Below are 25,450 nucleotides of genomic sequence, written 5' to 3'. Positions count from 1 at the left end.
CGTGACAGACGACGATCAGCGCGGGCCGTCGCGGACCGCCGGGCTCGCGGCGGGCCTGCTCGCCGGGGCGGTCGGGCTCGGCGCGGCCGAACTGGCGGCGGCGTTCGTCCGGCCGCAGGCCGCGCCGCTCATCGCGCTCGGCGGCGCGGGCGTCGACCGGACGCCCGAATGGCTCAAGCACTGGGCGATCCGGTCGTTCGGGACGCACGACAAGCAGGTCCTGCTCGGCTCGATGCTGGCCGTCGCGGCGGTCGCCGCCGCGCTGCTCGGCCTGCTGGCCCGCACCCGGCCGCGCGCGGCCGGGGCGGCGCTGGCCGCGCTGACGGCGGCCGGGGTCGCGGCGGCGCTCACCCGCCCGGACGCCGGGCCGGTGGACGCCGTCCCCGTCCTGCTCGGGGCCGCGGCGGCCGTCGCGGCCCTGCGCGCGCTGCTCCCGGCCGCGGCGAGGGGAGGGCGCGGCGACCGGCGGGCGTTCCTGCTGCTCGGGGGCGGGGCCGCCGCGCTCGCGGCCGGGAGCACCCTGCTCGGGCGGGCGCTGGCGGGCCGCCGGGACGTCGGGCGGGCGCGCGCCGCGACCCGGCTGCCGCCGCCCGCCCGGCCCGCCGCGCCGCTGCCGCGCGGCGCGGACCTCCGCGTGCCCGGGCTGACGCCGTTCACGACGCCGAACCGGGACTTCTACCGCGTCGACACCGCGCTCGTCGTTCCGCAGGTCGATCCGGAGGACTGGACGCTGCGCGTCCACGGGCTCGTGGACCGGCCGCTGGAGATCACGTTCGCGGAGCTGCTGCGCCGCCCGCTGGTCGAGGCCGACGTCACGCTGACGTGCGTCTCCAACGAGGTCGGCGGCGAGTACGCCGGGAACGCGCGCTGGCTCGGCGCGTCCCTGGCCGGCGTGCTGCGCGAGGCGGGCGTGCGGGCGGGCGCGGACCAGGTGTTCAGCCGGTCCGCGGACGGCTTCACCGTCAGCACTCCGCTCGCCGCCGTGCTCGACGGGCGGGACGCGCTGCTGGCCGTCGCGATGAACGGCGCGCCGCTGCCCGTCCCGCACGGCTTCCCGGCGCGGCTCGTCGTGCCCGGCCTGTACGGCTACGTCTCGGCGACCAAGTGGGTCGTGGACCTCAAGGTGTCCCGCTTCGCCGACGACCGCGCCTACTGGACGGCGCGCGGCTGGGCCGACCACGGCGAGGTCCGCACGATGGCGCGCATCGACCTGCCGCGCCCGTTCGCGCGCGTCGCGGCGGGGCGCGTCGCCGTCGCGGGCGTCGCCTGGGCGCAGCACCGGGGCGTGGAAGCCGTGCAGGTTCGCGTGGACGGCGGGCCGTGGCGGACCGCGCACCTCGCGCCCGTCCCCAACACCGACACCTGGCGGCAGTGGGTCCTGGAGTGCGACCTCGCGCCGGGCCGCCGCCGGATCGAGGCCCGCGCCGTGGACGGCACGGGGGCCGTCCAGACCGGCCGCCGCGCCGACCCGTTCCCCGCCGGGGCGACGGGCTGGCACTCGACCGTCGTCACCGTCCGCTGAAACCCACCAATCAAGGAGAACACCCATGAAGGTTCGCGTCCTGGCCTCCGCCGTCCTCGCGCTCGGCCTGGCGGCCGGCCTCACGGCCTGCGGCGACGACGACGGCGGCAAAAAGGCGGCGTCCGGCCCGATGTCCGACCACCCGATGAGCGGCGAGCCCATGAAGGACGGCGGCATGACGCACCCGTTCGGCCCCGCCTGCGCCGCCGTGCCCGCCAGCGGCATGGGCAGCTTCGACGGGATGGCCGCCGACCCGGTCGCCACGGCCGCGTCCCACAACCCGGCGCTGTCCACGCTCGTGTCCGCCGTCAAGAAGGCCGGGCTCGTCGACACCCTCAACTCCGCGGACGGCATCACGGTCTTCGCGCCCACCAACGACGCGTTCGCCAAGATCCCGAAGATGAAGCTGGAGGAGACCCTGGCGGACAAGAAGAAGCTGACCGCGCTGCTCACCTACCACGTCGTCAAGGGCCGCCAGGACCCGAAGGCGCTGGAGCACGGGACGCTCACCTCGCTCCAGGGCGGTACCGTCACGACGACGGGGATGGGGACGTCCTACAAGGTCGACGGCGCGGCGAACGTCGTCTGCGGGAACGTCGCGACGAAGAACGCGACGGTCTACATCATCGACTCGGTCCTCATGCCGAAGTGACGCCCGTCCCCCGACGGAGAGAGAACGTGGAGAACGCACCGTCCCCGCGCCGCCCCGGCGGCGCGGGGACCGCCCCGGCCGACCCGGACGCGCTGCTCGCCCGCGTCGCGCGCGGCGACGACGCGGCGTTCGCGCTGCTGTACGACGCCGTGTCCGCGCCGGTGTACGGGCTCGTCCTGCGCGTCGTCCGCGACCCCGCGCAGGCCGAGGAGGTCGCGCAGGAGGTCATGGTCGAGGTGTGGCGCACCGCCGCCCGGCACGACGCCGGGCGCGGCGGCGCGCTGACCTGGATCATGACGCTCGCGCACCGCCGCGCCGTGGACCGCGTCCGGTCCGCGCAGGCCGCCGCCGACCGGGAGACCCGCGCGCACCGCCCGGCCGCGCCCGCGTTCGACGAGGTCGGCGAGGAGGTCGAGGGACGCCTGGAACGCGAGCGGGTCCGCCGCTGCCTGGGCGGCCTCACCGAGCTCCAGCGCGAGTCCGTCACCCTCGCCTACTACGGCGGGCACACCTACCGGGAGGTCGCCGAACTGCTCGGCGCGCCGCTCGGCACCGTCAAGACGAGAATGCGCGACGGCCTCGTCCGGATGCGCGACTGCCTGGGAGCGTGGCGATGACCGACGCCGTCCACGGCCTCGCCGGACCGTACGTGCTGGACGCGCTCGGCCCGGCCGAGCGCCGCGACTTCGAACGCCACCTCGCGGGCTGCGCGGTGTGCTCCGGCGAGGTGGCCGAGCTGCGGGCGACCGCCGCGCGGCTCGGCGCGGCGGCGGCCCGGCCCGCGCCGCCCGGCCTGCGCGCCCGCGTCCTGGCCGAGGCCGCGCGGACCCGGCAGCTCCCGCCGCCGCTGCCCGCCGCGCGCGTCCGGCGGCTGCGCCGGGCGGTGCCCGCGCTGGCCGCCGCCGCGTGTCTGGCGCTCGCCGCCGGGCTCGGGACGGGCTGGTACCGCGCGGAACGACGCGCCGACCACGCCGAGGCCGCCAAGCAGGACATGGCGCACATGATGGGCGAGATGATGTCCGCGCCGGACGCGCGGACGCTCGCCGGATCGGTCAGCACCGGCGGCCACGGCATGGTCGTCGTCTCCCGGCAGCGCGACAGCGCGGTCGTGATGCTGAGCGGGCTCGCCGCCGCCCCCGCCGGACGCACCTACGCGCTCTGGCTCACCGGGGACGGCGCGCCGCGCCCCGCCGGGCGGATGCGCACGACGGACGCGCCCGCGATGATCCACGGCATCGGCCGGGCGACCGGCGTCGGCCTCACCGTCGAGCCCATGAGCGGCGCTCCCGCGCGGCCCACCGGCGACCAGATCTTCGCCGCCCGCTGGACCCGCTGACCGCTACTTGGTGCGGCGGTCCACGACCGGGACGGGGTGCCGCCGCCGGATCTGCTTCACCAGCGCCGGGAGCGTCGTGTCCCAGCGCGGCCCGACCGGCACGCACCAGCGGACGGCCTCCGCCCCGCCCGGCGGCAGCCGGTCGGCGGGGACGTCCGCGAGCGTCAGCACCACCAGCCGGTTGCGCGCGGACGTGCGGACCAGTTCCGTCATCTCCTCCGTGGGCAGGAACACCACGAAGTCGCGCTCGCCGCGCCGGGTGCCCTCGACGCCCCGCCGCAGCGCCCCGACCGCCGCGATCCGCGGCCACTCCAGCGCGGGGCCGCGCCCGGCGGGCAGCGGCCACGGCGCGGGCCGCCGCACGCCCGTCTCGTCCACGACGAGCACCGGGCGGCGCGCCAGCATCCGGCCGAGCGCGACGGTCAGCCCGGTGCCGAACAGGACGATGCCGACGCCGCCGAGGACCGCGAAGACCGTCCCGCCGAGGCCGAAGCCGCGCAGCACGCCGCCGGACACGAACGCCGCCGACGCCAGGACGAGGATCAGGCACGACACGGCCTGCGCCGCCGCCCGCAGCGTCGGCCGCTGGCGGACGAGGAACGGCTCGGCGGGGGCGTCCGTCACGCCCGCTTCACCGCGCACAGCAGCCCGTCGCCGACCGGCAGCAGCAGCGGCACCAGCCGGTCGTCGTCGCGGACCAGCCGCCCGACCTCGCGGATCGCCTCGGTCTCGGCGTCGCGCCGCGACGGGTCGGCCACGCGGTGGTGCCACAGCGCGTTGTCGAACGCGACGACGCCGCCGGGCCGCAGCAGCCGCAGCGCCGCCGCCAGGTACTCGGGGTACTCCTGTTTGGCCGCGTCGCAGAAGACCATGTCGTACGCGCCGTCGGTGAGGCGCGGCAGGACCTCCAGCGCGCGCCCGACGATCATCCGGGTGCGGGACGCGCCCAGCCCGGCCTCGCGGTAGGCGATCTTGGCGAGCCGCTGGTGCTCGTGGTCGACGTCCACGCTGGTCAGCACGGCGTCGCGGGCCATCCCGCGGAGCAGCCAGATGCCCGACACCCCGCAGCCGGAGCCGACCTCGACGACGGTCCGCGCGCCGATCATGGCGGTGATGAACCGCAGCGCCGCGCCGCCCGCCGGGCCGATCGGGGTCGCGCCGACCTCCTCGCCCCGGCGGCGGGCCGCGCGCAGCGGCTCGTCCTCGACGAGGAAGTCCTCCACGTACGCCAGGCTTGCGCTGATCGCGTCGATTGCTGCCTCCGGAAAGGCCACTGGTGGGAACGACCGTTGTCGGAGAGACCATATCGCTGAGGGGGAACCAAACCACGGTGCCGCGCGTTGTAACGGACGATGACGTCGCAGGACGCCCCCACCGGGCATCCCGCGGCGAGCACGGCAGTACGCCCCAGCCCAGGCGCGACCGTGTCGTTCCACAGCGACAGTGTTGGTCATCAGAGAGGAACAACCCGGCACCATGGGAGTGGCAGCACTGACATTCAAGGGCGCCGTGGGCGTCGCCCGGCCGAGCGGCGCCGTCCGCGACGCCGCGCGCGAGAACGCCCCCGACGCCGCGTGGGCGCCGCCGTCGTGGGACGAGGTCGTCCGCGAGCACTCGGCCCGCGTCTACCGGCTCGCCTACCGCCTCACCGGCAACCAGCACGACGCCGAGGACCTCACGCAGGAGGTCTTCGTCCGCGTGTTCCGGTCCCTGTCGAACTACACGCCCGGCACGTTCGAGGGCTGGCTGCACCGCATCACCACGAACCTGTTCCTCGACGGCGCGCGGCGCAGGCAGCGCATCCGCTTCGAGGGCCTGGCCGACGACGCCGCCGAGCGGCTGCAGGGCCGCGAGCCGACGCCCGCGCAGGCGTTCGACGACACCAACTTCGACGCCGACGTGCAGGCCGCGCTCGACGCGCTCGCGCCCGAGTACCGCGCCGCCGTCGTCCTGTGCGACATCGAGGGCTTCTCCTACGAGGAGATCTCGGCGACGCTCGGCGTCAAGCTCGGCACCGTCCGCAGCCGCATCCACCGGGGGCGGGCGCAGCTCCGCGCCGCGCTGGAGCACCGCAAGCCCCGGCGGGGCGGCGTCGCCGCGGGCTGACGCGGCGCGACCACGATCCGACTGTCCGTCCCCGCACGACCGACGAGGAGCCACGTGAGCTGTCTGGGGGAGCGTCTGACCGCCCTGGTCGACGGTGAACTGGACCACGAGGAGCGCGAGCGCGCCCTCGTGCATCTCGCCCGCTGCGCGGACTGCCGCGCCGAGGCCGATGCGCTGCGGGGCCTGAAGAACCGGTTGCGGGGCCTCGGCGGTCCCGCCGGGGACCTGCCGTCCGGGGACTTCCTGGCCCGGCTGCGGGGGATGGCGCCGGCCAGCGTCCCGCCGCCCGTGGACCCGGTCCGGCCGCCCGCGCAGGCGGCCCGGCCCCGCGACACCCGGCCCGCCCCGCGCGCTTCCACACGGGCCTCAGCACGGGCCTCCGCACGGGCCTCCGCACGGGCCGCCGCCGGCACCCGGCCGCCGGTCCGGGGCACGCGCCCCGCCCCCCGGCCCGGCGCGGGCCCGCTCGGGACGCGGCCGCGCCGCACCGTCGTCGCCGTCGGCGCGGCGACCCTGTTCCTCGGCCTCGGCGGCGGCGCGTACGTCGCCGGGGGCCGCCAGGACACGCCCTCGGTCCGTCCCTCCTTCGACCGGTTCGCGGTCGAGCACTCGCTGGTGTCCGGCGAGGCGCCGCTGACCGACCCCCTCACCGACCCCCGGACGATGCAGACGGCCGTTCCCCTCCCCACGGGGCCGTGAGCGGGCGGCCGGCGTCCCGGTCCGACCCGCCTCCCGCGCCGCCGCGTCCGCCGCTCGCCCGGCTGCGCGCGCCCTACGGGCGCGGCTGCGCCCTCGCGGCGGCCGGGCTGGCCGCCGCGCTCGCGCTGGGCGGCGGGGCGTTCGGCGACCCGCGCGCCGAGCGGCCGCCCGCCGACGACGCGGGCGCGATCCGGCTGCTGCGCGCCGCCGCCGACGCGGCCCGGCGCGTCCCCTACCAGGGGAAACGCTTCCTCACCGTGTGGGGGGCGACCGCGACGACGGCGGCCGCCGCCGTCGCGCACATCCCCGGCCGGGGCACGCTGTACGGGGCGATGCTGCGCCCGGACGGCCCGGCCGCCGCCGATCCGCCGACCGGCCGCGTCCTGGCCGCGCTGCTCCGCAACTACACGGTGCTGCGCGGCGCGGATACCGGTGTCCTCGGCCGCGCCGCGCACCTGGTGGAGGCCCACCGGCACGGCGGCGGCGTCGCCGGGCGGTTCTGGCTGGACGCCGCGACCGGGCTGCTGCTGCGCCGCGAGCTGCTGGACGCGCGAGGCCGCCAGGTCGCCGAATCGGGGTTCACCGAACTCGTCGTCGGGCCCGCCGCCGCGCCGCCGCGCGGCGTCCCTGACGCCTCCGCGCTCTGGCCGACCGCGCTCGACCGCGCCGCCCGCACCGCGCTGCGCGGCGACGGCTGGCCGGTGCCCGAGGAACTGCCCGGCCGGCTGCGGCTGTTCGACGCGCGCCGCGCGCCGGACGGCACGGTCCACCTCGGTTTCTCCGACGGCCTGGCGGCCGTCTCGGTCTTCGTCCAGCGCGGCCGGACGGACCGTTCCGCGCTGCCTGGCTGGCGGCCCGCGCGACACGGCATACTCGTCCGTGATGACGATCTTCTCCGTCATTGGGCGATCACGTCCAGTAATGGGTATGTCGTCACTGTCGTGACCGAGGCGCCGGCGTCCACCGCCGTCGCGGTCGCGGCGCGGCTGCGGCCCCGCCGGGACGCCGTCACGGCGCGGTTGGGCCGTGGGGTGCGCAGGCTAGGCTCTTGGCTCAATCCGTTCGACTGACGGGTTTTACGCTCGTCACACGTCACCGTCGGCACGATGGGGACAGACGATGAAAAACCGTGCTCGGTAGGAGAGATGGGGATGACGGAAGATAACCGCCCCGGGCCGCCGTCGGAGGACGAGGGGTCCGTCCCCGGGCGCGAGCCCTCGTGGCGCGACGAGTCCGCGGCTCCCCGCGCGACGATGGTCGACCGGCTTCCCGACGTCGGGCGGGCCGAGGACGACGCGGAGGACGCCGATGACGGGCCGGACGTCGAGCCCGGCGACCGCCGCGTCGCGGGCAGCGGGTTCGCCGCGCCGGACGCGGCGGACGACGCCGAGGTCGGGCCGGGCGACGACGCGCCCCGCGACGACGTGCCCCGTGCTGATGGGCCCAGTGCTGACGTGCCCCGTGCCGATGCTCCCGTCGCGTATGCCGCGGAACAGCAGCAGCAACCGCCGCAGCAGCAGTGGGGCTCGCCCGCGGGCCCGCCGCCCGTGGACCCGAACGATCCGGCGCGGCGGCCCGGCTTCGTGCCGCACGACGCGCCGTACGGCTGGACGGGGCCCGGCGGTCAGCAGCCGCCCGGCTCCGGCGGACCAGGCGTCCCGCCCGGGTCTCAGCACGGGCCGCACCAGGGGCCGCACGGCCCCGCCGGTCCGCCGCCCGGCGGCCCCCGGCCGATGGCGGGCTACGGCCAGCCGCCCGGCACCGGGCCGAACTGGGCCCCGGTGCCGCCGCCCCCGCCGTCCGCGCGGCGCGGGCCGGGCCTCGGCCTGCTGGCGATCCTCGTCGCGGTCGTCGCGCTGGTGTCGGCCGGGGTCGGCGCGGGCGTCGCGGTCCTGACGTCCGACGACGACCAGGGCACCGTCAGCCTCGGCGGCGGCTCGGGCAGCTCGGGCTCCGGCGCGGTCAGCCGCCCGCCGGACTCGGTGGCGGGCATCGCCAGCCGCGTGCTGCCGAGCGTCGTGATGATCCGGGTGAAGAGCGCCACCGAAGAGGGCGCGGGCACCGGTTTCATCGTCAACGACGGCTACATCGTCACCAACAACCACGTCGCGGCGGGCGCGGGCCAGGGCGGGCAGATCCAGATCGTCTTCAACGACAAGAAGACGCTCCCGGCGACCGTCAAGGGCACCGACCCCAGCTCGGACGTCGCCGTCCTCAAGCCGGAGGGCCAGCACTCGCTGCCGCCGCTCCAGCTCGGCGACTCCGACAAGATCGCCGTCGGCGACCCGGTCATCGCGATCGGTTCCCCGCTCGGCCTCCAGGGCTCGGTGACGACGGGCATCGTCAGCTCGCTGAACCGCGCCGTCCCGACGCAGAGCGAGAACGGCGGCGACGCCACCTACCTCAACGCGATCCAGACGGACGCGGCGATCAACCCCGGCAACTCCGGCGGCCCGCTCGTCGACTCCCAGGGCCGCGTGATCGGGATGAACACCGCCATCGCGACGCTGAACAACGGCCAGTCGCTCCAGGGCGAGCAGCAGAGCGGCAGCATCGGGCTCGGCTTCGCGATCCCGATCAACCAGGCCAAGCGCGTCGCCGAGGAGATCATCAACACCGGCACCGTCCACAAGGCGATGATGGGCGTCCTGCCGGACCCCCGCTCGCAGGGCGGCGCGAAGATCATGGAGCAGCCCGTCCAGGGCCAGCAGCCGGTGACGCGCGGCGGCCCCGCCGAGAAGGCGGGCCTCAAGCCCGGCGACCTGATCACCAAGGTGGACAGCACCCCGATCGAGGACGCGTCGGACCTGATCGCGCTGATCCGCAGCAAGGCCCCCGGCGACAAGGTCAAGGTGACCTACATCCGGGGCGGGCAGGAGCACACGGCCGAGCTGACCCTGGCGGCGGGGCAGTAGGGGCCGGGTTCGTCCGGACGAGGGCGCGGGGACACGGTCCCCGCGCCCTCGCGCGTCAGCGGTGCCCGTGGCCGTGGCCCGGGCGCTCGTGCCGCCACGGCCCGGTGATCGCCAGGACGTGGCCCGGGCTCTGGATGTTGGCGAACAGGATGCGCCCGTCGTCGCTGAACGTCGGCCCGGTGAACTCGCTGTTGTTCAGGTCGTTGCGCGCCACCGGGTACGCCTGCCCGGCGTCGGTCACGCCGAACAGGTGGCTGAGGCCGTCGCCGTCCTCGGCGAGGATCAGGCCGCCGTGCGGCGAGACGGTGATGTTGTCGGGGCCGTCGAAGTGGGTGTCGGCGTCCGGGTCGGGGTTGACGCCGAAGATCGTCTCCAGCGTGACCGTCTCGGTGCGCGGGTCGTAGAACCACACCTGGCCGTCGTGCTCGTGGACGCTGCCGTCGTCGCCCCGGGCGAAGCTCGCCACGAAGTACGCGCCGCCGTCGCCCCAGTACGCGCCCTCCAGCTTGTGGCTGCGGGTGACCTGGTCGTCGGTGAACTGCTTGCGGACGGAGGTCGTGCGCGCGTCGCGGTCGGGGACGTCCACCCAGCTCACGCGGTACCGGGTGCCCGGCTTCGTCGCCTCCGACAGGTCCCGGACGTGCCGGCCGCGGTCGCTGCACCGCATCGCCCGCAGCCGCCCGGCCGTGTCGCCGCCGCGCCCCAGCGCGAGCTCGCGCAGCGCGCCCTTGCCGCCGTGGTGCCCGTGCGGCGGGGTCCACCGGTAGTAGAGGCCGTTCGGGCCGCCCGCGTCCTCGGTGAGGTAGATGTCGCCGCGCCGCGGATCGACGGCGACGGCCTCGTGGGAGTACCGGCCGAGGAACTTCAGCGGGACGGGCTCGCGGTTGGCGGCCCGGTCGAACGGGTCCACCTCGAACACGTACCCGTGGTCCTTCAGGAACCGGCCGCCCGCCCGCTGCTCGGTCTCCTCGCAGGTCAGCCAGGTGTCCCAGGGCGTCCGGCCGCCCGCGCAGTTGTTGTGCGTCCCGGCGAGGCTGACGTACTCGCGGACGCGCTCGCCGCGCGCCGACACGTCGATGGTGGTCGTGCCGCCCCGCGCGCCGGGGTCGTAGGTGAGGCCGTCCAGGGCGGGGACGGGGTAGTCCTCGCCGCCGTCGATCTCGTGGTTGTTGACCAGCGCGCGGGACCGCCCGCGCGCGAAGAACGCCGTGCCGTCGGCGTCGCTGGGCGTCGGCTCCCCGGTCTCCAGCCTCGTCACGCCCGCCTGGGCGACGACGGAGTAGGAGAACCCGCGGGGCAGCGCCAGCAGCCCCTTCGGGTCGGCGACCACGGGGCCGTACCCGGCCGCGCGCCGGGTCACGTGCGCCATGGCCGGGTCGGCGACGGCCGTCAGGCTGCCCGCGACGACGATGCCGATCCCTCCGGCGACGCCGCCGCGCAGCATGTCACGACGGGAAAAGGAAGATGCCAAGTCGATCACCCTTGCGGTGTTGCTCCGAGAACGCTCCGCCGCGGCCGGGCGGCCGCGGCGCGCCTCATTGAACGGGCCGCGGGAACCGCCCGCCGGGTCCGGATGGAACGTTCCGGGAAACGCGCGGCGAACTCTTCGCGAAGCGCCCGCCGGGCGGCCCGCGCGGGGTGGAGGCGGGTACGCCGCCGCCGGTGCGGCGGATACGCTGTGATGACCGGTTTCGCGTGGGCCGGGCGACGCAAGTGGAGGTCGGGTGTTCGACGTCGGACTCGGTGAGATGGTGGTGCTCGTCGTCCTCGCCCTGGTGATCTTCGGGGACAAGCTGCCGAGCGCCGCCCAGCAGCTCGGCCGGACGCTGCGGCAGTTCCGGTCGATGGCCGACAACGCCAAGTCCGAGCTGCAGAAGGGCCTCGGCCCGGAGTTCAAGGACTTCGACATCGCGGACCTGCATCCGAAGACGTTCGTCCGCAAGCACCTGTTCGAGGACGACCCGCTGGACTTCCTGCGCGACGCCGACCCCACGACGGACGACCTGCCGTACGCGGTGCCCGCGACGGGCCTGCCGGGCGGCGAGCGGCCCCCGTTCGACGACGAGGCGACCTGACCGGGAGCGGCGCCCGCGCGCGGCGGGCCGGTCAGGCGGTGTAGCGGCCCGCCGCCAGGTCCTCCAGGAGCGTCGGGCCGGTCGGCTCCCAGTCCAGGAGCTCGCGCGTCAGGGCGCTGCTCGCCGGGATGTCCGCGCCGACGAGCTGCGCGAGGAACCCGAAGTGCCCGGGCGCGTCCTCCGGCGCGATCGACGCGGCGGGCACGCCGAGCCGGGTTCCGATGGCCTCCGCGACGGCCCGCAGCGGCACGCCCTCGTCGGCCACCGCGTGCAGCACCGAGGCCGCCGGGGCGTCCTCCAGCGCGAGCCGGAACAGCCGCGCCGCGTCGTCCCGGTGGACGGCGGGCCAGCGGTTGCCGCCGTCGCCCAGGTATCCCGCGACGCCCGAGGCGCGGGCGGCGCCGACGAGCACCGCGACGAAGCCGCGGTCGCCCGCGCCGTGGACCGTCGGCGGCAGCCGCACGACGGACGGGCGGACGCCCCGGTCGGCCAGGCCCAGCGCGTGGACCGCCGTGCCGAGCCGCCCGTTCGGCCCCTCGTGCGCGCGGGCGACGGCGGCGGCGTCGCGCGCGTCCCGCTCGGTCAGGACGCGGCCGGGCGCGACCCCGGCCGTCCCGGACGCCAGGACGAGCGGCCGCCCCGACCCCGCCAGCGCCTCGCCCAGCACCTCGACGGCCCGCCGGTCCGCCGCGGCGGCGGCCGGGGGATCGCCCTGCTCGAACGCCACGTCGTGCTTGTAGGCCAGGTGGATCACGCCCTCGGCCGCGGCGGCGGCGTCCCGCAGCACGTCGAGGTCGTCCAGCGAGCCGCGCACGGCCTCGGCCCCGGCGGCGGCGACGGCGGCGGCGGACGCGTCCGACCGCGCCAGCGCGGTGACGCGGTGCCCCGCGCCGATCAGCTCGGGGACGACGGCGGAACCGATCCAGCCGGACGCCCCGGTGACGAGAACCCGCATGGGAACCCCCTTCGATGACAGTCACTGACGTCATCCACGCTACCACCGCGATGTCAGTGACTGTCGTCGACTACGATGCCGGACATGGGTCGATGGACGCCGGACACGCGCGCCCGCCTGGAGCAGGCGGCGCTGGAGCTGTTCGGCGAGAGCGGGTTCGAGCGGACGACGGTCGCGGAGATCGCGGGCCGCGCCGGGCTCACCGAGCGCACGTTCTTCCGGCACTTCGCCGACAAGCGCGAGGTGCTGTTCGGCGGGACGGGACCGCTGCGGGACCTGCTCGTCGGCGCGGTCGCGGCGGCCCCGCCGGGCGCGGCGCCGATCGACGCGGCGCTGGCCGCGATCACGGCCGCCGCCGCGCTGATCCAGGACCGCGCGGCGCAGGCCCGGAGCCGCCAGGCCGTCATCGACGCGCACCCCGAGCTGCGCGAACGCGAACTGATCAAGCTGGCGGCCCTGGCGGCGGACGTCGCCGCCGCCCTGCGCGCCCGCGGCGCGGGCGACCTGGCGGCGGCGCTGGCCGCCGAGACCGGCGTCGCGGTGTTCAAGGTCGCGTACGGCCGCTGGATCGACGGCCCGGCCGACACCCCGCTACCCGACGTCGTCCGCGACACCGCCACCGAGCTGAGAACGGTCACCGCAGGCCGCTGAACGCGAAAGCGCCGCGTCCCCGGAGGGGGACGCGGCGCTTTCGCGGGTTTCGCGGGTCAGCGGCCCTTCGGGGAGATCCCCAGGGACATGCCCGCCAGGCCGCGCGAGCGACCGCCGATCTTGTCGGCGATCGTCCGCAGCTCCTTGGCGGCCTCGGCGTCCGGGTCGGCCAGCACCAGCGGCACGCCGTTGTCGCCGCCCTCGCGCAGCCGCGGGTCGATCGGGACCTGCCCGAGCAGCGGGACGCGCGTGCCGAGCGTCGTGGCGAGCGCGTCCGCGACGGTCTGCCCGCCGCCCGAGCCGAAGATCTCCTGCCGCTCCCCGCAGTGCGGGCAGCTCAGGTACGACATGTTCTCGATCACGCCGACGACCTGCTGGTGCGTCTGCGCGGCGATGGCCCCGGCCCGCTCGGCCACCTCGGCGGCGGCCTGCTGCGGCGTCGTCACCACCAGGATCTCGGCGGACGGCAGGAGCTGCGCCACCGAGATCGCGATGTCGCCGGTGCCGGGCGGCAGGTCCATCAGCAGGATGTCCAGGTCCCCCCAGTACACGTCCGCGAGGAACTGCTGCAGCGCGCGGTGCAGCATCGGCCCGCGCCACACGACCGGCTGGTTCCCGGCGGTGAACATCCCGACCGAGATGACCTTCACGTCGTGCGCGGTCGGCGGCATGATCATGTCGGCGACCTTGGTCGGCGCGTGCTCGACGCCGAGCATCCGGGGCACCGAGTGGCCGTAGATGTCGGCGTCCACGACGCCCACCTTGCGGCCCTGCGCGGCCAGCGCCGCCGCCAGGTTCACCGTCACCGAGGACTTGCCGACGCCGCCCTTGCCGCTGGCCACGGCGTACACCTTGGTCAGCGAGTTCGGCTTGGCGAACGGGATCTCCTTGGCGGGCTCGCCGCCGCGCAGCTTGGTCTGCAGCGCCTTGCGCTGCTCCTCGCTCATCACGTCCAGCTCGACCTCCACCGAGGCGACGCCGTCGAGGCGGGCCACGGCCTCGGTGACGTTGCGCCGCAGCGTGTCCTTCATGGGACAGCCCGCGACGGTCAGGTAAAGCCCGACGCGAACCACGCCGTCCGGCGCGATCTCGACGTTCTTGACCATGTCGAGCTCGGTGATGGGCTTGCGGATCTCAGGATCGTTCACGGTCGCGAGCGCCGCGGTCACCTGCTCGGTCGTCAGCTGGGAGGCCATGCACCCATGGTATGGACTGCCGGGCAGTGCTGCTGCACCCGGCCCGTCCCGAACGTCAGGTCAGGTCGGAGCGCTGGTCCCGCGCGTCCAGCTCCTTGATCATCGCCTGGAGTTCGGAGCGGACGAAATCCCTGGTGGCGACCTCGTTCAGGGCCAGCCGCAGCCCGGCGATCTCCCGCGTCAGGTACTCGGTGTCGGCGATGCTGCGGTCGTTGCGGGCCCGGTCCTGCTCGTACTGGACGCGGTCCCGGTCGTCCTGCCGGTTCTGCGCCAGCAGGATCAGCGGGGCCGAGTAGGACGCCTGGAGCGACAGCATCAGCGTCAGGAAGATGAACGGGTACGGGTCGAACCGCAGCGAAGCCGGCCCGAGCAGGTTCCAGCCGAGCCACACGACGATGAACACCGTCATGTAGACCAGGAACCGGGCCGTCCCGAGGAACCGCGCGATCCGCTCGGACACCTTCCCGAACGACTCCGGGTCGTAGTGCGGCCGGGGGACGAGCGTGCGGCGGATCTCGCGCGGCTGGTCGAGCCGTGGCGTCGTCAAGGGTTCCCCTCCCCGGCGCGGCGCAGCGCCTCCTCCTCCGGGTCCGCGACGTCCGGCGCGGCGTCCATGACGGCCTCCCGCCAGTTGTCGGGCAGCAGCCGGTCGAGCACGTCGTCGATCGTCACCGAGCCGAGCAGGTGCCCGTCGTCGTCCACGACGGGCCCGCCGACCAGGTTGTAGGTGGCCAGGTACATCGCGACGTCCTGCAGCGGCTGGCGGGGCCGCAGCGGTTCGAGCTGGGTGTCGGCGATGCCGCTGACCAGCGTCGGCGGCGGCTCGCGCAGCAGCCGCTGGAAGTGGACGGTCCCCAGGTAGCGGCCGGTGGGCGTCTCGGTCGGCGGGCGGCACACGTACACCTGCGCGGCCAGCGCCGGGTTCAGGTCCGGGTTGCGGATGCTCGCCAGCGCCTCGGCGACCGACGCGTCCGGCGCGACGACGACCGGGTCGGTGGTCATCAGCCCGCCCGCGGTGTCCTCCTCGTAGGACAGCAGGCGGCGCAGCGGCGCGGCCTCGTGCGGCTCCATCAGCAGCAGCAGCCGCTCGCGCTGCTCGGCGGGCAGGTCGCGCAGCAGGTCGGTGGCGTCGTCGGGGCCCATCGCCTCCAGCACGTCGGCGGCCCGCTCGACGCCGAGCTTGCCGAGGATCTCGATCTGGTCGTCCTCGGGCAGCTCCTCCAGGACGTCCGCCAGCCGCTCGTCGTCCAGCGCGGCGGCGACCTCGGCGCGGCGCTTCTCGGGCAGCTCGTGGACGACGTTGGCGAGGTCGGCGGGCTTCATCCGCTCGAACGCGGCGAGCAGCCCGGCCGCGCCCTGCCCGTACTCGACGATCGAGAAGCCCTCGACGGCTTCCCAGTCCACGACGAGGCTGCCGCCCCGGCGGCGCAGGCCCCGGCCCGGCCGCGTCCGCTGGACGGCGACCTTGGAGACGATCCAGTCGCGGGTCCGGGTGGACTCCATCGCGACGTCCACCACCGACACCCGCCCGGCGTCCTCCCGTAGGCGGACGGTCCGGTCCAGCATCTCCGCCAGCACCAGCGTCTCGGACTCGCGCTTGTGGAAGCGGCGCATGTTCAGCCGCCCGTCGAACACGATCGCGTCCGGCTCGATCACGGTCACCCGCGTGATCGGCAGGAACACCGGGCGGCGCGGCGAGACCTCCACCACCAGCCCGAGGACGCGCGGCGGCCGGCGGCCCAGCCGCAGCGCCACCACGACGTCGCGGACCCGGCCGACCTGGTCGCCGGCCGGGTCGAACACCGCGATCCCGGCCAGCCGGGCGATGAACACCCGAGTCGAAGATCCGCTCATGCGCAGGAGATTACCCACCATGATCGGCCTCATCCGGCGTGGCGTGTCACAGCGGGGCCGCGCGGCCCGTCCTTGGGGGTGACGGCATTCCCTGACTCAGGAAGGCACGACGATGGCCAGGATCTCGCTCGAACCGCGCCGCACCCCGCTGAACCGGCTGATGCAGTGGGTCGTCCGCCGCCGCTACAAGGCCGACCTCCAGCCGGTGCTGGCGATGGGCCACCACCGGGGCGTGTCGGTGGCGTACTCGGTGCTGGAACTCCAGGTGGAGCGGTGGAAGGCGCTGCCGCGCCGGTTGGGCGATCTCGCGGTGATGGCGTCGGCCGTCCGGATCGGCTGCTCGTGGTGCGTGGACTACGGCACCTGGTCGTCGTGGTCGCACGGGATGGACCGCGCGAAGATCGAGGCGGTGCCGGACTGGCGGTCCAGCGACCTGTTCGCCGAGGACGAGCGCCTCGTCATGGAGTACGCCGAGGCGATGAGCGCCGACCCGCCCGCCGTCACCGACGAGCTGACCGGGGCGCTGCGCCGCCACCTGGACGAGCGGCAGCTCGTCGAACTGACGATGATGGTCGCCGTGGAGAACCTGCGCTCGCGCTTCAACGCCGCCGCCGGGCTGACCGGACAGGGCTTCAAGGACCGCTGCGACGTCCCGGAGAACGCGTCGTGACCCGCCCCGAGGACGTGTTCGAGCAGCATCGCGGACGCCTCTTCGCGGTGGCGTACCGGATGCTCGGGACCGTCGCGGACGCCGAGGACGCCGTGCAGGACGCCTGGCTGCGCTGGTCGGCCCGCGACCGGTCCGACGTCCTCGATCCCGAGGCGTACCTCGTCCGGATCACCGGGAACGTCGCGCTGGACCGGCTGCGGGCCGCCAAGGCGCGGCGCGAGTCGTACGTGGGGCCGTGGCTGCCCGAGCCCGTCCTGACCTCGCCGGACGTCGCCGAGAACGCCGAGCTGGCCGAGTCGGTGTCGATGGCGCTGCTCGTCGTCCTGGAGACGCTGAGCCCGCTGGAACGGGCCGTGTTCGTGCTGCGGGAGGTGTTCGGGTACCCGTACGCGGAGGTCGCGGCGGCGCTGGAGCGGACGGAGGCGTCCGTGCGGCAGCTCGCGACGCGCGCCCGCAAGCACGTCGAGGCGCGGCGGCCCCGGTTCGAGGCCGACACCGCGCGCCGCCGGGCCGTCACCGACCGGTTCTTCGCGGCGGTGATCGGCGGCGACGTCAACGAGCTGATGGCGCTGCTGTCCCCGGACGTCGTGCTGTGGAGCGACGGCGGCGGGCGGGTCAAGGCGGCGCTGCGCGTCCTGCACGGCCCCGACAAGGTCGCGCGCTGGCTGCTCGGCGTGACGCGGCTGACGATCGACGACATCGGGATGGACGACGTCACCGTCCGCGCCGACATGATCAACGCCTCGCCCGGCCTGCTGCTGGACGCGCCGGACCGCTGCGTCAGCGCGGTCACGATGGACTTGGACGACGCCGGGCGGATCAGCGCGATCCAGGTCGTGCTGAACCCCGACAAACTCGGCGCGGTCGAGGCCGGGCGGGTCCTGGAACTGTGAACGAGCGCCCGGCGGAACGCGGGGGCGTCCGCCGGGTCTGGTCCACGCGGTTCGGCGGGACGCGGGGCGTCGGTCGGGGCTGGGTCCGCGTGGCCGGTCAGCGGTCAGCGGTCGGCGCGGCGGCCCTTCGCCCCGGCCAGGCGCGGCGGCGGCCCGGCGGTCGCCGCCGGGGTCGGCACCGGCCGGACGGCCGCGTAGTCGTCGGCGTGCTCGCCGGGCCCGGTCACGTCGCCCTCGGGCGTGAGGCGGACCACGTACGACTCGGCGGCCCACCGGTCGAGCTGCCCGTCGTGGGAGGCCGCGTTCAGCCGGTCCTTGGCGAGCAGCGGCGCGACCTCGTCCCACAGCTCCGTGCCCGGCTCCACGCGCGCGCACCGCGCCGTGAACGCCACCAGCCGCCCGCCCTTGTCCTTGCTGCGCAGCACCACCCGGACCGTCGCGGCCTCCGGCAGCCCCGGCAGCGGCTGCTCGCCGTCGCCGCCGGTCAGCACGTACGCCGACCCGTCGTGCCACAGATGCCAGGCGGCGCGCGGCTGCGGCAGCCCCGGCAGCTCCAACCAGAGCAGCCCGGACTTCTTCGCCGCCTCCGCCACGAGCGCGATGCTGTCCTCACCCATGCGCCAAAGCGTCTCACACGCGTCGTTAGCATCTGCCGCATGAGATCTCGGCGCACGGTGCTCGCGGTTCCCGGCAGCAATCCACGGTTCATCGAGAAGGCGCAGGGCCTCGACGCCGACGAGATCTTCCTGGACCTGGAGGACGCCGTCGCGCCGTCCGCCAAGGCCGACGCGCGGCGGCTCGTCGTGGACGCGCTCAACGACGGGGACTGGACGGGCAAGGTCCGCGCCGTCCGCGTCAACGACCTCGCGACGCCGTGGGCGTACCGGGACGTCATCGACGTCGTGGAGGGCGCGGGCCGCAACCTGGACTGCCTGATCCTGCCCAAGGCGCAGGACGCCTCGCACGTCCAATGGCTCGACCGGCTCGTCACGCAGATCGAGCTGGCCACCGGTCTCCCGCCGGGGCGGATCGGGATCGAGGCGCAGATCGAGGACGCGCGGGGGATGACCGGGATCGACGCCATCGCCGCGTCCTCGCCCCGGCTGGAGAGCCTGGTGTTCGGGCCCGGCGACCTGATGGCGTCGATCAACATGCGGACGCTGACCGTGGGGGAGCAGCCGCCCGGCTACACCGAGGGCGACGCCTACCACTACATCCTCATGCGAATCCTGTTCGCGGCGCGCGCCCACGACCTCCAGGCGATCGACGGGCCGTACTTCAACGTGCGCGACGTGGACGCGTTCCGGCGCGTCGCGGCCCGCTCGGCGGCGCTCGGCTTCGACGGCAAGTGGGTGCTGCACCCCGCGCAGGTCGAGGCCGGGAACGAGGTGTTCTCGCCCGCCCAGGAGGACTACGACCGCGCGGAACTGATCCTGGACGCGTACGCGCACGCCACCGAGGTCGAGGGGCGCGGCGCGGCGACGCTGGGGGACGAGATGATCGACGAGGCGTCGCGGAAGATGGCCCTGGTCGTCGCGGCCAAGGGACGCGCGGCGGGGCTGCGCCGGACGACGGCGTTCGAGCCGCCCGCGCCCTGACCCGCCCGGCGGCCCGCGCTGCGCGGCGCGGCCGGCCGTGACCGGTTCGTGCCCGGCGGCGCGCGCCCGCCGTCCCCGCCGACCCGTACGCTGCGTGACGAACGGCACGACGGCGCAGGGAGAGAGACGCGGTGACCCCACCTTCGGACGGCGGCTGGACCCCGCCGGACACGCCCCGGTCCGACGCGGACGGCCCCGGCGGCCCGCCGGACGCGGTCCCGCAGCCCCCCGGCCGGCAGCACACCGGCCCGCAGCACACGCCGGAGGCCGCGCAGCAGGACGCACAGCCCGCAGCCCCGCAGCACGCGCCGCCACACGAGCCTCCCCCCGCGTACGGGCCGCCCCCCGCGCCGCCGTACGGCCCGCCCGCCGCGCAGCAGGACATGCCGCCCGCCGAGTACGGCCCGCCCACAGCGCCGCAGGACACGGAGCCTGCCGCGCCGTCGTACGGCTCGCCCACCGCGTCACAGGACGCGCCGCCCCCCGCGCCGCCGTACGGCTCGTCCACGGCGCCGCAGGAGACGGCGCCCGGCGTGCCGCCGTACGGGCCGTCCGCGCCCGTCCCGCCGCCGTACGGTCAGCCCTACGGCGCGGCTCCCGGTTCCGGGCCGTATCCCGTCCCGGGCGGAGAGTACGGCCCGCCGCAGGGCCGCGACCCCCGGTACCCCGGCGTCACCGCCTGGCCGCCGCCCGGCGTCGGCGGCTACGCGCACGGCCCGCGCGCGCCGTGGCTGGTCGCGCCCGAGCCCGGCACGCCGTTCCACCGGATGGCGCGCACCGCCGCGCACCGCTGGTGGCGGCCGCTCGTCGCGACGCTCGCGGGCGCGGGCGTCTACCTCGTCGTCGGCTTCGTCGTCCTCTTCGTGTTCATGCTCGGCTGGGCGATCGTGACGAACGCGGACCCCGAGACGATCAGCGACGGCGACGACCTGTTCGGCGACCCCACGGCGGACGTCGCGTTCAACCTGCTCGTCATCGCCCTGCTGCTGCCCGTCATGGTGCTCGCGGCCGTCGTCCAGCGGCGGCGGCCCGGCACGCTGTTCTCGGTGCTGGGCCGCGTCCGCTGGCGGTGGCTGGCCGCCTGCGCGGGCGCGGCGGCGCTGTTCTGCGTCGTGTCGTTCGCGCTGTCGCTGGCGGCGCAGGCCGTCGCGCCCGACGACGGCGAGGCGGACGGCTCCTGGGTCGGCTGGGGCGCGTTCGTCGGCCCGGCGATCGTGATCGTGCTGCTGGTGCCGTTCCAGTCGACGGCCGAAGAGGTGACGTTCCGCGGCTGGATCTTGCAGGCGGTCGGCGCGTGGACGCTGGAGACCCGGACGGGCCGCGTCGCCCGCGCGTTCAGCCGCGTCCTCCGCACGCCGTGGCCCGGCATCGCCATCGGGTCCGCGCTGTTCGCGAGCGCGCACGGCTACACCGGCTGGGGCGTCCTCGACATCTTCGCGTTCGGCGCGGTCGCGGCGTGGCTCGCCGTCCGCACCGGCGGCCTGGAGGCGGGCATCGCGATGCACGTCCTCAACAACCTGATGGCGTTCCTGCTGCCCGCCGCGTTCGGCGAGCTGAGCCTGGACCAGGGCGGCGTGCCGTTCGCCTACGTCGCCGCCGACATCGCCGCGATGCTGATCTACGCGGGCCTCGTGCTGCTGTTGGCCCGCCGGATGAACGTCGCGCGCGTCACGCCGGGCGAGCCGGAACGCCCGCCGATCGAGATCACCTGGCAGAACGCGCAGGACGTCGCAGAGGGTCGCTGAACGCCGGGCCGCGCACCAGCAGGCCGTCCAGGGCCAGGGGACGGGCGTTGCCGGGATTTTCCCGTTCCCGGACACGCGTGAGTGTTGACGTTCCGGCATCGCGAACGCACTGTAAGTAGTTATGAAGGCCGAGGCGAGCTGCCCGCGCTGCCCACGGACGCTCCGTCCGCCGGACGCCCGCACGCCGGACTGGACCTGCGCGGCGCACGGGACGGTGCTTCCCTGGCGTCCCGCCGCCGAACCGGGGCCGGCCGCGCTCGCGGCCGTCCTCGCCGACGCGCGCGTCCCCGTCTGGGTGCCGTGGCCGCTGCCGGCCGGATGGCTCGTCACGGGCTTCGCGGCGGCGGGCGACGAGCGCACCGGCGTCCGCGCCGCCGCCGTCGCGCTGTCCGCGCCGGGCCTGCTCGGCGGCCGCGCCGACCTGGTGCTCGTCGCCGAGGAACCCGGCGTGGGCGCGGGCGCGCGGCTCGCGGGCCTGCGCGGGCCCGACCCCGGCGCGGGCTTCCACGCCGCCGCGCCGCACGTCAAGCTCGACGTCGCCGGGCCGCGCGCGTGCGCCGTCCCGCTGTGGGCGGTGGCCGCCGCGCCGGACCGCGCCGCGTACGTCGGGGAGGCCCTGGGCGACTGGCTGTGGGCGGTGCTGTGGCCCGCCGACGCCGGGATGCTGCTGCTGGAGGCGACCGGCCTGCTCGACCTGCGCGCCCCCGGCATCGCCGTCGACCTGCCCTACGGCCCGCTCGGCCCCCGCCTGACCCCCTGAACTGCTATCAAGGGTTGATGGCGTCCCCCACGCCCGCGCGGCGCATCGACCTGCACAGCCACAGCGACGTCTCCGACGGCACCCGGCCGCCCGCCGAGGTGGTGGCGCGGGCGGCGGCGGCCGGGCTGGACGTCCTCGCCCTCACCGACCACGACACCACCGCCGGATGGGACGCCGCGCTCGCCGCGCTGCCGCCCGGCCTGACGCTCGTGCGCGGCGCGGAGCTGTCCTGCCAGCGCGACGGCCAGGCCGTCCACCTGCTGGCGTACCTGTTCGACCCGGCCGAGCCCGTCCTGGCCGCCGAGCTGGCGCGCATCCGCGACGACCGCGTCCTGCGGGCGCGCGCGATGGTGGAGAGGGCCGCCGCGCTCGGCGCGGACATCACCTGGGAGTCGGTGCGCGCGCAGGCGCGCGGCGAGTCGGTGGGCCGCCCGCACGTCGCCCGCGCGCTCGTCGCGGCGGGCGCGGTCGCCAGCGTCGAGGACGCGTTCACGCCCGCGTGGATCGGCGAGGGCGGGCGCGCGCACGTGGACCGGTACGCGCTCGACCCGGCCCGCGCCGTCCGGCTCGTCCGCGCGGCGGGCGGCGCGGCCGTCCTCGCGCACCCCCGCGCGCGCCGCTACCGCCGCGACTTCCGGGACGGCCTCATCGAGGAACTGGCCGCCGCCGGGCTGTCCGGCGTCGAGGCCGACCACCCCGACCACGGCCCCGACGACCGCGCGCGGCTCCGCGACGTCGCCGCCGCGCTCGGCCTCCCGGTGACGGGTTCCAGCGACGACCACGGCGCGATGACCGGCGACCGGCTCGGCGCGGAGACCACCGATCCGCAGGTCTACGCCGCGCTCGTCGCCGCGACGTCCGGCGCGGTGCCGCCCGTCGCCCGCTGACCGCCGCCGCGCGTGCGGCGGGCCGCTCGCGGGGCGCGGTAGGGTGCGGGCGTGGACGCGCGCATCGATCAGGTCGTGACGTCGGGGAAGACCACCCTGGACGACACCGAGTACGACGTCGAGAACAACACCTACCTCGTCGGCGACGACGACGAGGTCATCGTGATCGACCCGGGCTTCGACGCCGAGGCCGTGCTTAAGCAGGTCGGCGAACGCGAGGTCATGGCCGTCATCCTCACCGACGGCAACGAGCACCACCTCGCCACCGCCCTCGAGGTCGCCGCCGCCGGGGAGGAGGACGAGGACGACTGGGCCCCGATCGCCCTGCACCGCGCCGACCGGCTGCTGTGGCGGGACTACTTCGGCCGCCTCGCCAAGGAAGAGGAGAACGAGGACGACGCCAAGGCGCTCCGCTCCCTCGAACCGGACATCTGGCTGGAGGACGGCGGCGTCTTCGAGATCGCCGACGTCCAGCTCGAGGTCACGCACACGCCCGGCCACACGCCCGGCAGCATCAGCGTGATCAGCGAGCAGCTCGCCGTGCTGTTCTCCGGCGACACGCTGCACCGGGGCCGTCCCGGCTCGATCGGCGGCGCGTTCGAGGACCTGCGCAAGCAGCTCAACTCGATCGGCGCGCTGCTCACCCCGCTCCCCAAGGACCTGCGGGTCCTGCCCGGCCAGGGCGAGGAGACGACGGTGGGCGAGGAGGACGCCCGCTGGGACACCTGGGGCGCCCTCACCGACGAGGACGACTGACGCGGTGCCCCGCCGGCCCGCCGGAGGCCCGGACCGGCCCGAGCAGCTCGGGCTGGAGGGGATGCCCCGGCGGCTGTACGCCTGCACGCCGTCGCGGCTGAACACCTGGCTGGACTGCCCGCGCCGGTACCGCATGGCCTACCTCGACCGGCCCGCGCCGCCGCGCGGTCCGCGCTGGGCGCACAACAGCTTCGGCGTCAGCGTCCACAACGCGCTCGCGGGCTGGTGGAAGCTGCCCGCCGCCGACCGCACGCCCGCCGCCGCCGGGACGCTGCTGGCGCGCGGCTGGATTCCGGACGGGTTCCGCGACGCCGCGCAGTCCGCCCGGCACCGGGACCGCGCGCGGGAGATGGTGGAGCGGTACACCGCGCGGCTCGACCCGGCCGACGAGCCGCTGGGCGTGGAGCGCACGGTCGCGACCCGCACCGACCGCATCGCGGTGTCGGGCCGCATCGACCGGCTGGACGCGCGCGGCGGCGCGCTGGCCGTCGTGGACTACAAGACGGGCCGCCGCCCGCTCACCGCCGACGACGCCCGCACGTCCCTGGCGCTCGCGCTGTACGCGGTCGCGGCCGGGCGGATGCTGCGCCGCCCGTGCCGGACGGTGGAGCTGCACCACCTCCCGTCCGGCGACGTCCTGACGTGGGAGCACACCGACGAGTCGCTGGACCGCCACCTGCGGCGGGCCGAGTCGATCGCGGCGGAGGCCGAGTCCGCCGACGAGGCGTACCGCGCCCGGGTGCCCCGCCCCCGCGCGTCCGCCGACGACCGGGCCCGCGAACCCGACCACGCCCCGCACGACGCGGTCTTCCCCCCGCGCCCCGGCCCGATGTGCGCCTGGTGCGACTTCGCCCGCCTCTGCCCCGAGGGCCGCGCCGCCGCCCCACCGAGAGACCCGTGGTCGGCCCTCCCCGACGAACCCTGATCGACCCGGCGGACCCACGCCGTCCCCCGCACCGGGTGCGTCTGCGTGCCGGGTGCGTCCGCGTGCCGGGTGCGTCCGCGTGCCGGGTGCGTCCGCGTGCCGGGTACGTCCGCGTGCCGGGTACGTCCGCGTGCCGGGTTGCGCCGCGCAGCGGCGCAACCCGGCACGCGGACGGTGATCCCTGCGGTGCGCGCGGGCGACCTTTGCAGGTTTGTGTGGGTTTGGTGGCTTGCGCGTGGCGCAGCCGCGCGGTCAGGCCGAGATCGCGGTGGGGTGGGGCCAGCGGCGGGGGTCGCGGAGGCCGTAGAGGCCGTGGCTCAGGTCGTAGCCCTCGGCGGCGAGGGCGCGGCGGGAGCGCTCCAGCATGTCGCGGGTGGGCTTGGCGAACGCGTAGTCGTGGATGCGCTCCGGGACGGTGCTGAGCGCCGTCCGGAACGAGCGCAGCGCGGCGGTCACGGCGGGCTGCGGGACCTCCGGGAGCGTCCCGTACATGCGGCGCGCCCAGTCCGGCAGCGCGTAGTAGCAGAGCGCGCCGAACGGGAAGTAGCCCGGTTTCCCGGCGTTGAGGAACTTCAGGTTCTCCGGGAGCGTCGGCCAGAGCAGGAACCGCGCGGTCTTGGCGGCCTCCTCGGTGACGCGCAGGTGCGGGCGCATCGAGGCGAAGTAGTCCTCCATCTCCGCGACGCTGCCCGGCACGTCCTCGGCGTGCAGCCCCACGTAGGTGGCGGTGTGCCGCTGCTCGTCGAGGTACCGGTCGGCCATCGCGGGCGTGATCGGCAGCCCGGACCGCCGCGCGACCTCCAGGTACGAGTAGACCTCGGCGCAGTGGACCCACAGCAGCAGTTCGGGCTGGTCCAGGCGCTCCTTGCGGCCGGTGTCGTGGTTGAGGATGCGCAGGCTGCGGTGGATGCCGCGGACCCTGGCGGCGAGGGCGTCGATCTCCTCGGGCGTCCCGAAGGTCGCGACGCCGACGAAGTCGGCGGTGCGCTGGAGCCGCCCGAGCGGGTCCTCCTGGAAGTTGCTGTTCTGCCACACGCCCCACATCGCCATCGGGTGCAGCGCCTGGAGCATGAGGCTCCGGACGCCGCCGACCCACATGGACCGGTCGATGTGGACGCGCCAGGTGACGCTCTCGGGGGGCTGGACGGTCGCGGGCATGAGCACGCCTCCGCATCAGGGGTGAGACAAACCGATGTAAGTGTGTCATTACCTCCGCGCGCGCGACACCCCGACCCCCACCCAACGCCCGCCGCGC

The 25,450-nt window shown here is 75.7% G+C and carries 27 protein-coding genes; 18 read left to right on the top strand and 9 right to left on the bottom strand.

Annotation, left to right across the window (positions count from 1 at the left end; all coding sequences use genetic code 11):
* Window position 1: 1 nt before the first annotated feature.
* Genes G339_RS0129880 through G339_RS0129865 form a run of 4 tightly spaced genes read left to right on the top strand, consistent with a single transcriptional unit; the run spans window position 2 to window position 3,510 of the window.
* The gene (locus G339_RS0129880; protein WP_019634740.1) at window positions 2-1,522 is read left to right on the top strand and encodes a molybdopterin-dependent oxidoreductase; all 1,521 of its coding nucleotides are present in this window, start codon (window positions 2-4) and stop codon (window positions 1,520-1,522) included.
* A gap of 25 nt (window positions 1,523-1,547) precedes the next feature.
* Window positions 1,548-2,174, top strand: a complete 627-nt coding sequence (locus G339_RS0129875; RefSeq protein ID WP_019634739.1) for a fasciclin domain-containing protein — start codon at window positions 1,548-1,550, stop codon at window positions 2,172-2,174.
* Between the two features lie 26 nt (window positions 2,175-2,200).
* Entirely contained in the window at window positions 2,201-2,791 is a 591-nt protein-coding gene (gene sigK, locus G339_RS0129870) for an ECF RNA polymerase sigma factor SigK (RefSeq protein ID WP_019634738.1), read from the top strand.
* Entirely contained in the window at window positions 2,788-3,510 is a 723-nt protein-coding gene (locus tag G339_RS0129865; protein WP_033324785.1) for an anti-sigma factor, read from the top strand. The genes sigK and G339_RS0129865 overlap by 4 nt, the downstream gene beginning before the upstream one ends.
* A gap of 3 nt (window positions 3,511-3,513) precedes the next feature.
* On the opposite strand, the gene G339_RS0129860 is transcribed toward G339_RS0129865, so the two are convergent.
* Both G339_RS0129860 and G339_RS0129855 read right to left on the bottom strand, forming a co-directional pair.
* Window positions 3,514-4,134: a hypothetical protein gene (locus G339_RS0129860; protein WP_019634736.1), complete on the bottom strand. Its 621-nt coding sequence runs from the start codon at window positions 4,132-4,134 to the stop codon at window positions 3,514-3,516.
* Window positions 4,131-4,733 carry an O-methyltransferase gene (locus G339_RS0129855; RefSeq protein WP_019634735.1) on the bottom strand — a complete coding sequence of 201 codons (603 nt, stop codon included), beginning with the start codon at window positions 4,731-4,733 and terminating at the stop codon, window positions 4,131-4,133. Before G339_RS0129855 ends, G339_RS0129860 begins: the two co-directional genes overlap by 4 nt.
* 253 nt (window positions 4,734-4,986) lie before the next feature.
* Here G339_RS0129855 and sigE point away from each other — a divergent pair, with 253 nt between their 5' ends.
* The 4 genes from sigE (at window position 4,987) to G339_RS0129835 (ending at window position 9,230) form a co-directional block, all read left to right on the top strand.
* Complete coding sequence (gene sigE / locus G339_RS0129850; RefSeq protein WP_157408090.1) at window positions 4,987-5,616, top strand: RNA polymerase sigma factor SigE; 630 nt, start codon at window positions 4,987-4,989, stop codon at window positions 5,614-5,616.
* 54 nt (window positions 5,617-5,670) lie between these two features.
* The gene (locus G339_RS35780) at window positions 5,671-6,315 is read left to right on the top strand and encodes an anti-sigma factor family protein (RefSeq protein ID WP_051108001.1); all 645 of its coding nucleotides are present in this window, start codon (window positions 5,671-5,673) and stop codon (window positions 6,313-6,315) included.
* A complete protein-coding gene (locus tag G339_RS0129840; protein WP_019634733.1) occupies window positions 6,312-7,385 on the top strand; it encodes a sigma-E factor regulatory protein RseB domain-containing protein in 1,074 nt (357 codons plus the stop codon). Before G339_RS35780 ends, G339_RS0129840 begins: the two co-directional genes overlap by 4 nt.
* Before the next feature lie 81 nt (window positions 7,386-7,466).
* Window positions 7,467-9,230 carry a S1C family serine protease gene (locus tag G339_RS0129835; RefSeq protein WP_019634732.1) on the top strand — a complete coding sequence of 588 codons (1,764 nt, stop codon included), beginning with the start codon at window positions 7,467-7,469 and terminating at the stop codon, window positions 9,228-9,230.
* Window positions 9,231-9,285: 55 nt separating this feature from the next.
* Here the strand turns inward: G339_RS0129835 and G339_RS0129830 are convergent, their stop codons facing one another.
* Entirely contained in the window at window positions 9,286-10,674 is a 1,389-nt protein-coding gene (locus G339_RS0129830) for an alkaline phosphatase PhoX (protein WP_019634731.1), read from the bottom strand.
* 280 nt (window positions 10,675-10,954) lie between these two features.
* On the opposite strand from G339_RS0129830, the gene G339_RS0129825 reads away from it, so the two are divergent.
* Entirely contained in the window at window positions 10,955-11,305 is a 351-nt protein-coding gene (locus G339_RS0129825) for a sec-independent translocase (protein ID WP_019634730.1), read from the top strand.
* Window positions 11,306-11,336: 31 nt separating this feature from the next.
* On the opposite strand, the gene G339_RS0129820 is transcribed toward G339_RS0129825, so the two are convergent.
* Window positions 11,337-12,260 (bottom strand): SDR family oxidoreductase, encoded by a 924-nt coding sequence (locus tag G339_RS0129820; protein ID WP_019634729.1) that lies wholly within the window; start codon window positions 12,258-12,260, stop codon window positions 11,337-11,339.
* 84 nt (window positions 12,261-12,344) lie between these two features.
* Here G339_RS0129820 and G339_RS0129815 point away from each other — a divergent pair, with 84 nt between their 5' ends.
* Window positions 12,345-12,911 (top strand): helix-turn-helix domain-containing protein, encoded by a 567-nt coding sequence (locus G339_RS0129815; RefSeq protein ID WP_026341904.1) that lies wholly within the window; start codon window positions 12,345-12,347, stop codon window positions 12,909-12,911.
* Window positions 12,912-12,967: 56 nt separating this feature from the next.
* Here G339_RS0129815 and G339_RS0129810 read toward each other — a convergent pair whose 3' ends face one another.
* From G339_RS0129810 to G339_RS0129800, 3 genes are read right to left on the bottom strand one after another with little or no spacing between them, the layout of a single operon-like run.
* Entirely contained in the window at window positions 12,968-14,107 is a 1,140-nt protein-coding gene (locus G339_RS0129810) for an Mrp/NBP35 family ATP-binding protein (protein ID WP_019634727.1), read from the bottom strand.
* 55 nt (window positions 14,108-14,162) lie between these two features.
* On the bottom strand, window positions 14,163-14,654 hold the full coding sequence (locus tag G339_RS0129805) for a DUF1003 domain-containing protein (RefSeq protein ID WP_019634726.1): 492 nt from the start codon (window positions 14,652-14,654) through the stop codon (window positions 14,163-14,165).
* Window positions 14,651-15,961, bottom strand: a complete 1,311-nt coding sequence (locus G339_RS0129800; protein ID WP_033324755.1) for a magnesium transporter MgtE N-terminal domain-containing protein — start codon at window positions 15,959-15,961, stop codon at window positions 14,651-14,653. Before G339_RS0129800 ends, G339_RS0129805 begins: the two co-directional genes overlap by 4 nt.
* Before the next feature lie 112 nt (window positions 15,962-16,073).
* On the opposite strand from G339_RS0129800, the gene G339_RS0129795 reads away from it, so the two are divergent.
* Together G339_RS0129795 and G339_RS0129790 are read left to right on the top strand one after the other, a co-directional pair.
* On the top strand, window positions 16,074-16,631 hold the full coding sequence (locus tag G339_RS0129795) for a carboxymuconolactone decarboxylase family protein (protein ID WP_019634724.1): 558 nt from the start codon (window positions 16,074-16,076) through the stop codon (window positions 16,629-16,631).
* Window positions 16,628-17,524: an RNA polymerase sigma-70 factor gene (locus G339_RS0129790; RefSeq protein ID WP_019634723.1), complete on the top strand. Its 897-nt coding sequence runs from the start codon at window positions 16,628-16,630 to the stop codon at window positions 17,522-17,524. Before G339_RS0129795 ends, G339_RS0129790 begins: the two co-directional genes overlap by 4 nt.
* Window positions 17,525-17,628: 104 nt before the next feature.
* Here the strand turns inward: G339_RS0129790 and G339_RS0129785 are convergent, their stop codons facing one another.
* Entirely contained in the window at window positions 17,629-18,141 is a 513-nt protein-coding gene (locus G339_RS0129785; RefSeq protein ID WP_019634722.1) for a hypothetical protein, read from the bottom strand.
* 39 nt (window positions 18,142-18,180) lie between these two features.
* On the opposite strand from G339_RS0129785, the gene G339_RS0129780 reads away from it, so the two are divergent.
* The 6 genes from G339_RS0129780 (at window position 18,181) to G339_RS0129755 (ending at window position 24,195) form a co-directional block, all read left to right on the top strand.
* Window positions 18,181-19,122 (top strand): HpcH/HpaI aldolase/citrate lyase family protein, encoded by a 942-nt coding sequence (locus G339_RS0129780; RefSeq protein ID WP_026341902.1) that lies wholly within the window; start codon window positions 18,181-18,183, stop codon window positions 19,120-19,122.
* 131 nt (window positions 19,123-19,253) lie between these two features.
* A complete protein-coding gene (locus tag G339_RS37220) occupies window positions 19,254-20,867 on the top strand; it encodes a CPBP family glutamic-type intramembrane protease (protein ID WP_019634720.1) in 1,614 nt (537 codons plus the stop codon).
* A gap of 121 nt (window positions 20,868-20,988) precedes the next feature.
* Window positions 20,989-21,627, top strand: a complete 639-nt coding sequence (locus G339_RS0129770) for a DUF6758 family protein (protein ID WP_019634719.1) — start codon at window positions 20,989-20,991, stop codon at window positions 21,625-21,627.
* 17 nt (window positions 21,628-21,644) lie between these two features.
* On the top strand, window positions 21,645-22,514 hold the full coding sequence (locus G339_RS0129765; RefSeq protein WP_019634718.1) for a PHP domain-containing protein: 870 nt from the start codon (window positions 21,645-21,647) through the stop codon (window positions 22,512-22,514).
* 51 nt (window positions 22,515-22,565) lie between these two features.
* Window positions 22,566-23,270 (top strand): MBL fold metallo-hydrolase, encoded by a 705-nt coding sequence (locus G339_RS0129760; RefSeq protein WP_019634717.1) that lies wholly within the window; start codon window positions 22,566-22,568, stop codon window positions 23,268-23,270.
* 4 nt (window positions 23,271-23,274) lie between these two features.
* On the top strand, window positions 23,275-24,195 hold the full coding sequence (locus G339_RS0129755) for a RecB family exonuclease (RefSeq protein ID WP_019634716.1): 921 nt from the start codon (window positions 23,275-23,277) through the stop codon (window positions 24,193-24,195).
* A 252-nt stretch (window positions 24,196-24,447) separates the two neighbouring features.
* On the opposite strand, the gene G339_RS0129750 is transcribed toward G339_RS0129755, so the two are convergent.
* On the bottom strand, window positions 24,448-25,353 hold the full coding sequence (locus G339_RS0129750; RefSeq protein WP_019634715.1) for an oxygenase MpaB family protein: 906 nt from the start codon (window positions 25,351-25,353) through the stop codon (window positions 24,448-24,450).
* Window positions 25,354-25,450: the final 97 nt, after the last annotated feature.

This window comes from Actinomadura atramentaria DSM 43919, assembly GCF_000381885.1.
GTDB classification, from domain to species: Bacteria; Actinomycetota; Actinomycetes; order Streptosporangiales; family Streptosporangiaceae; genus Spirillospora; species Spirillospora atramentaria.
Note: the sequence above shows the minus strand (reverse complement) of the source record. Positions and strands in the feature narration are given on the sequence as shown.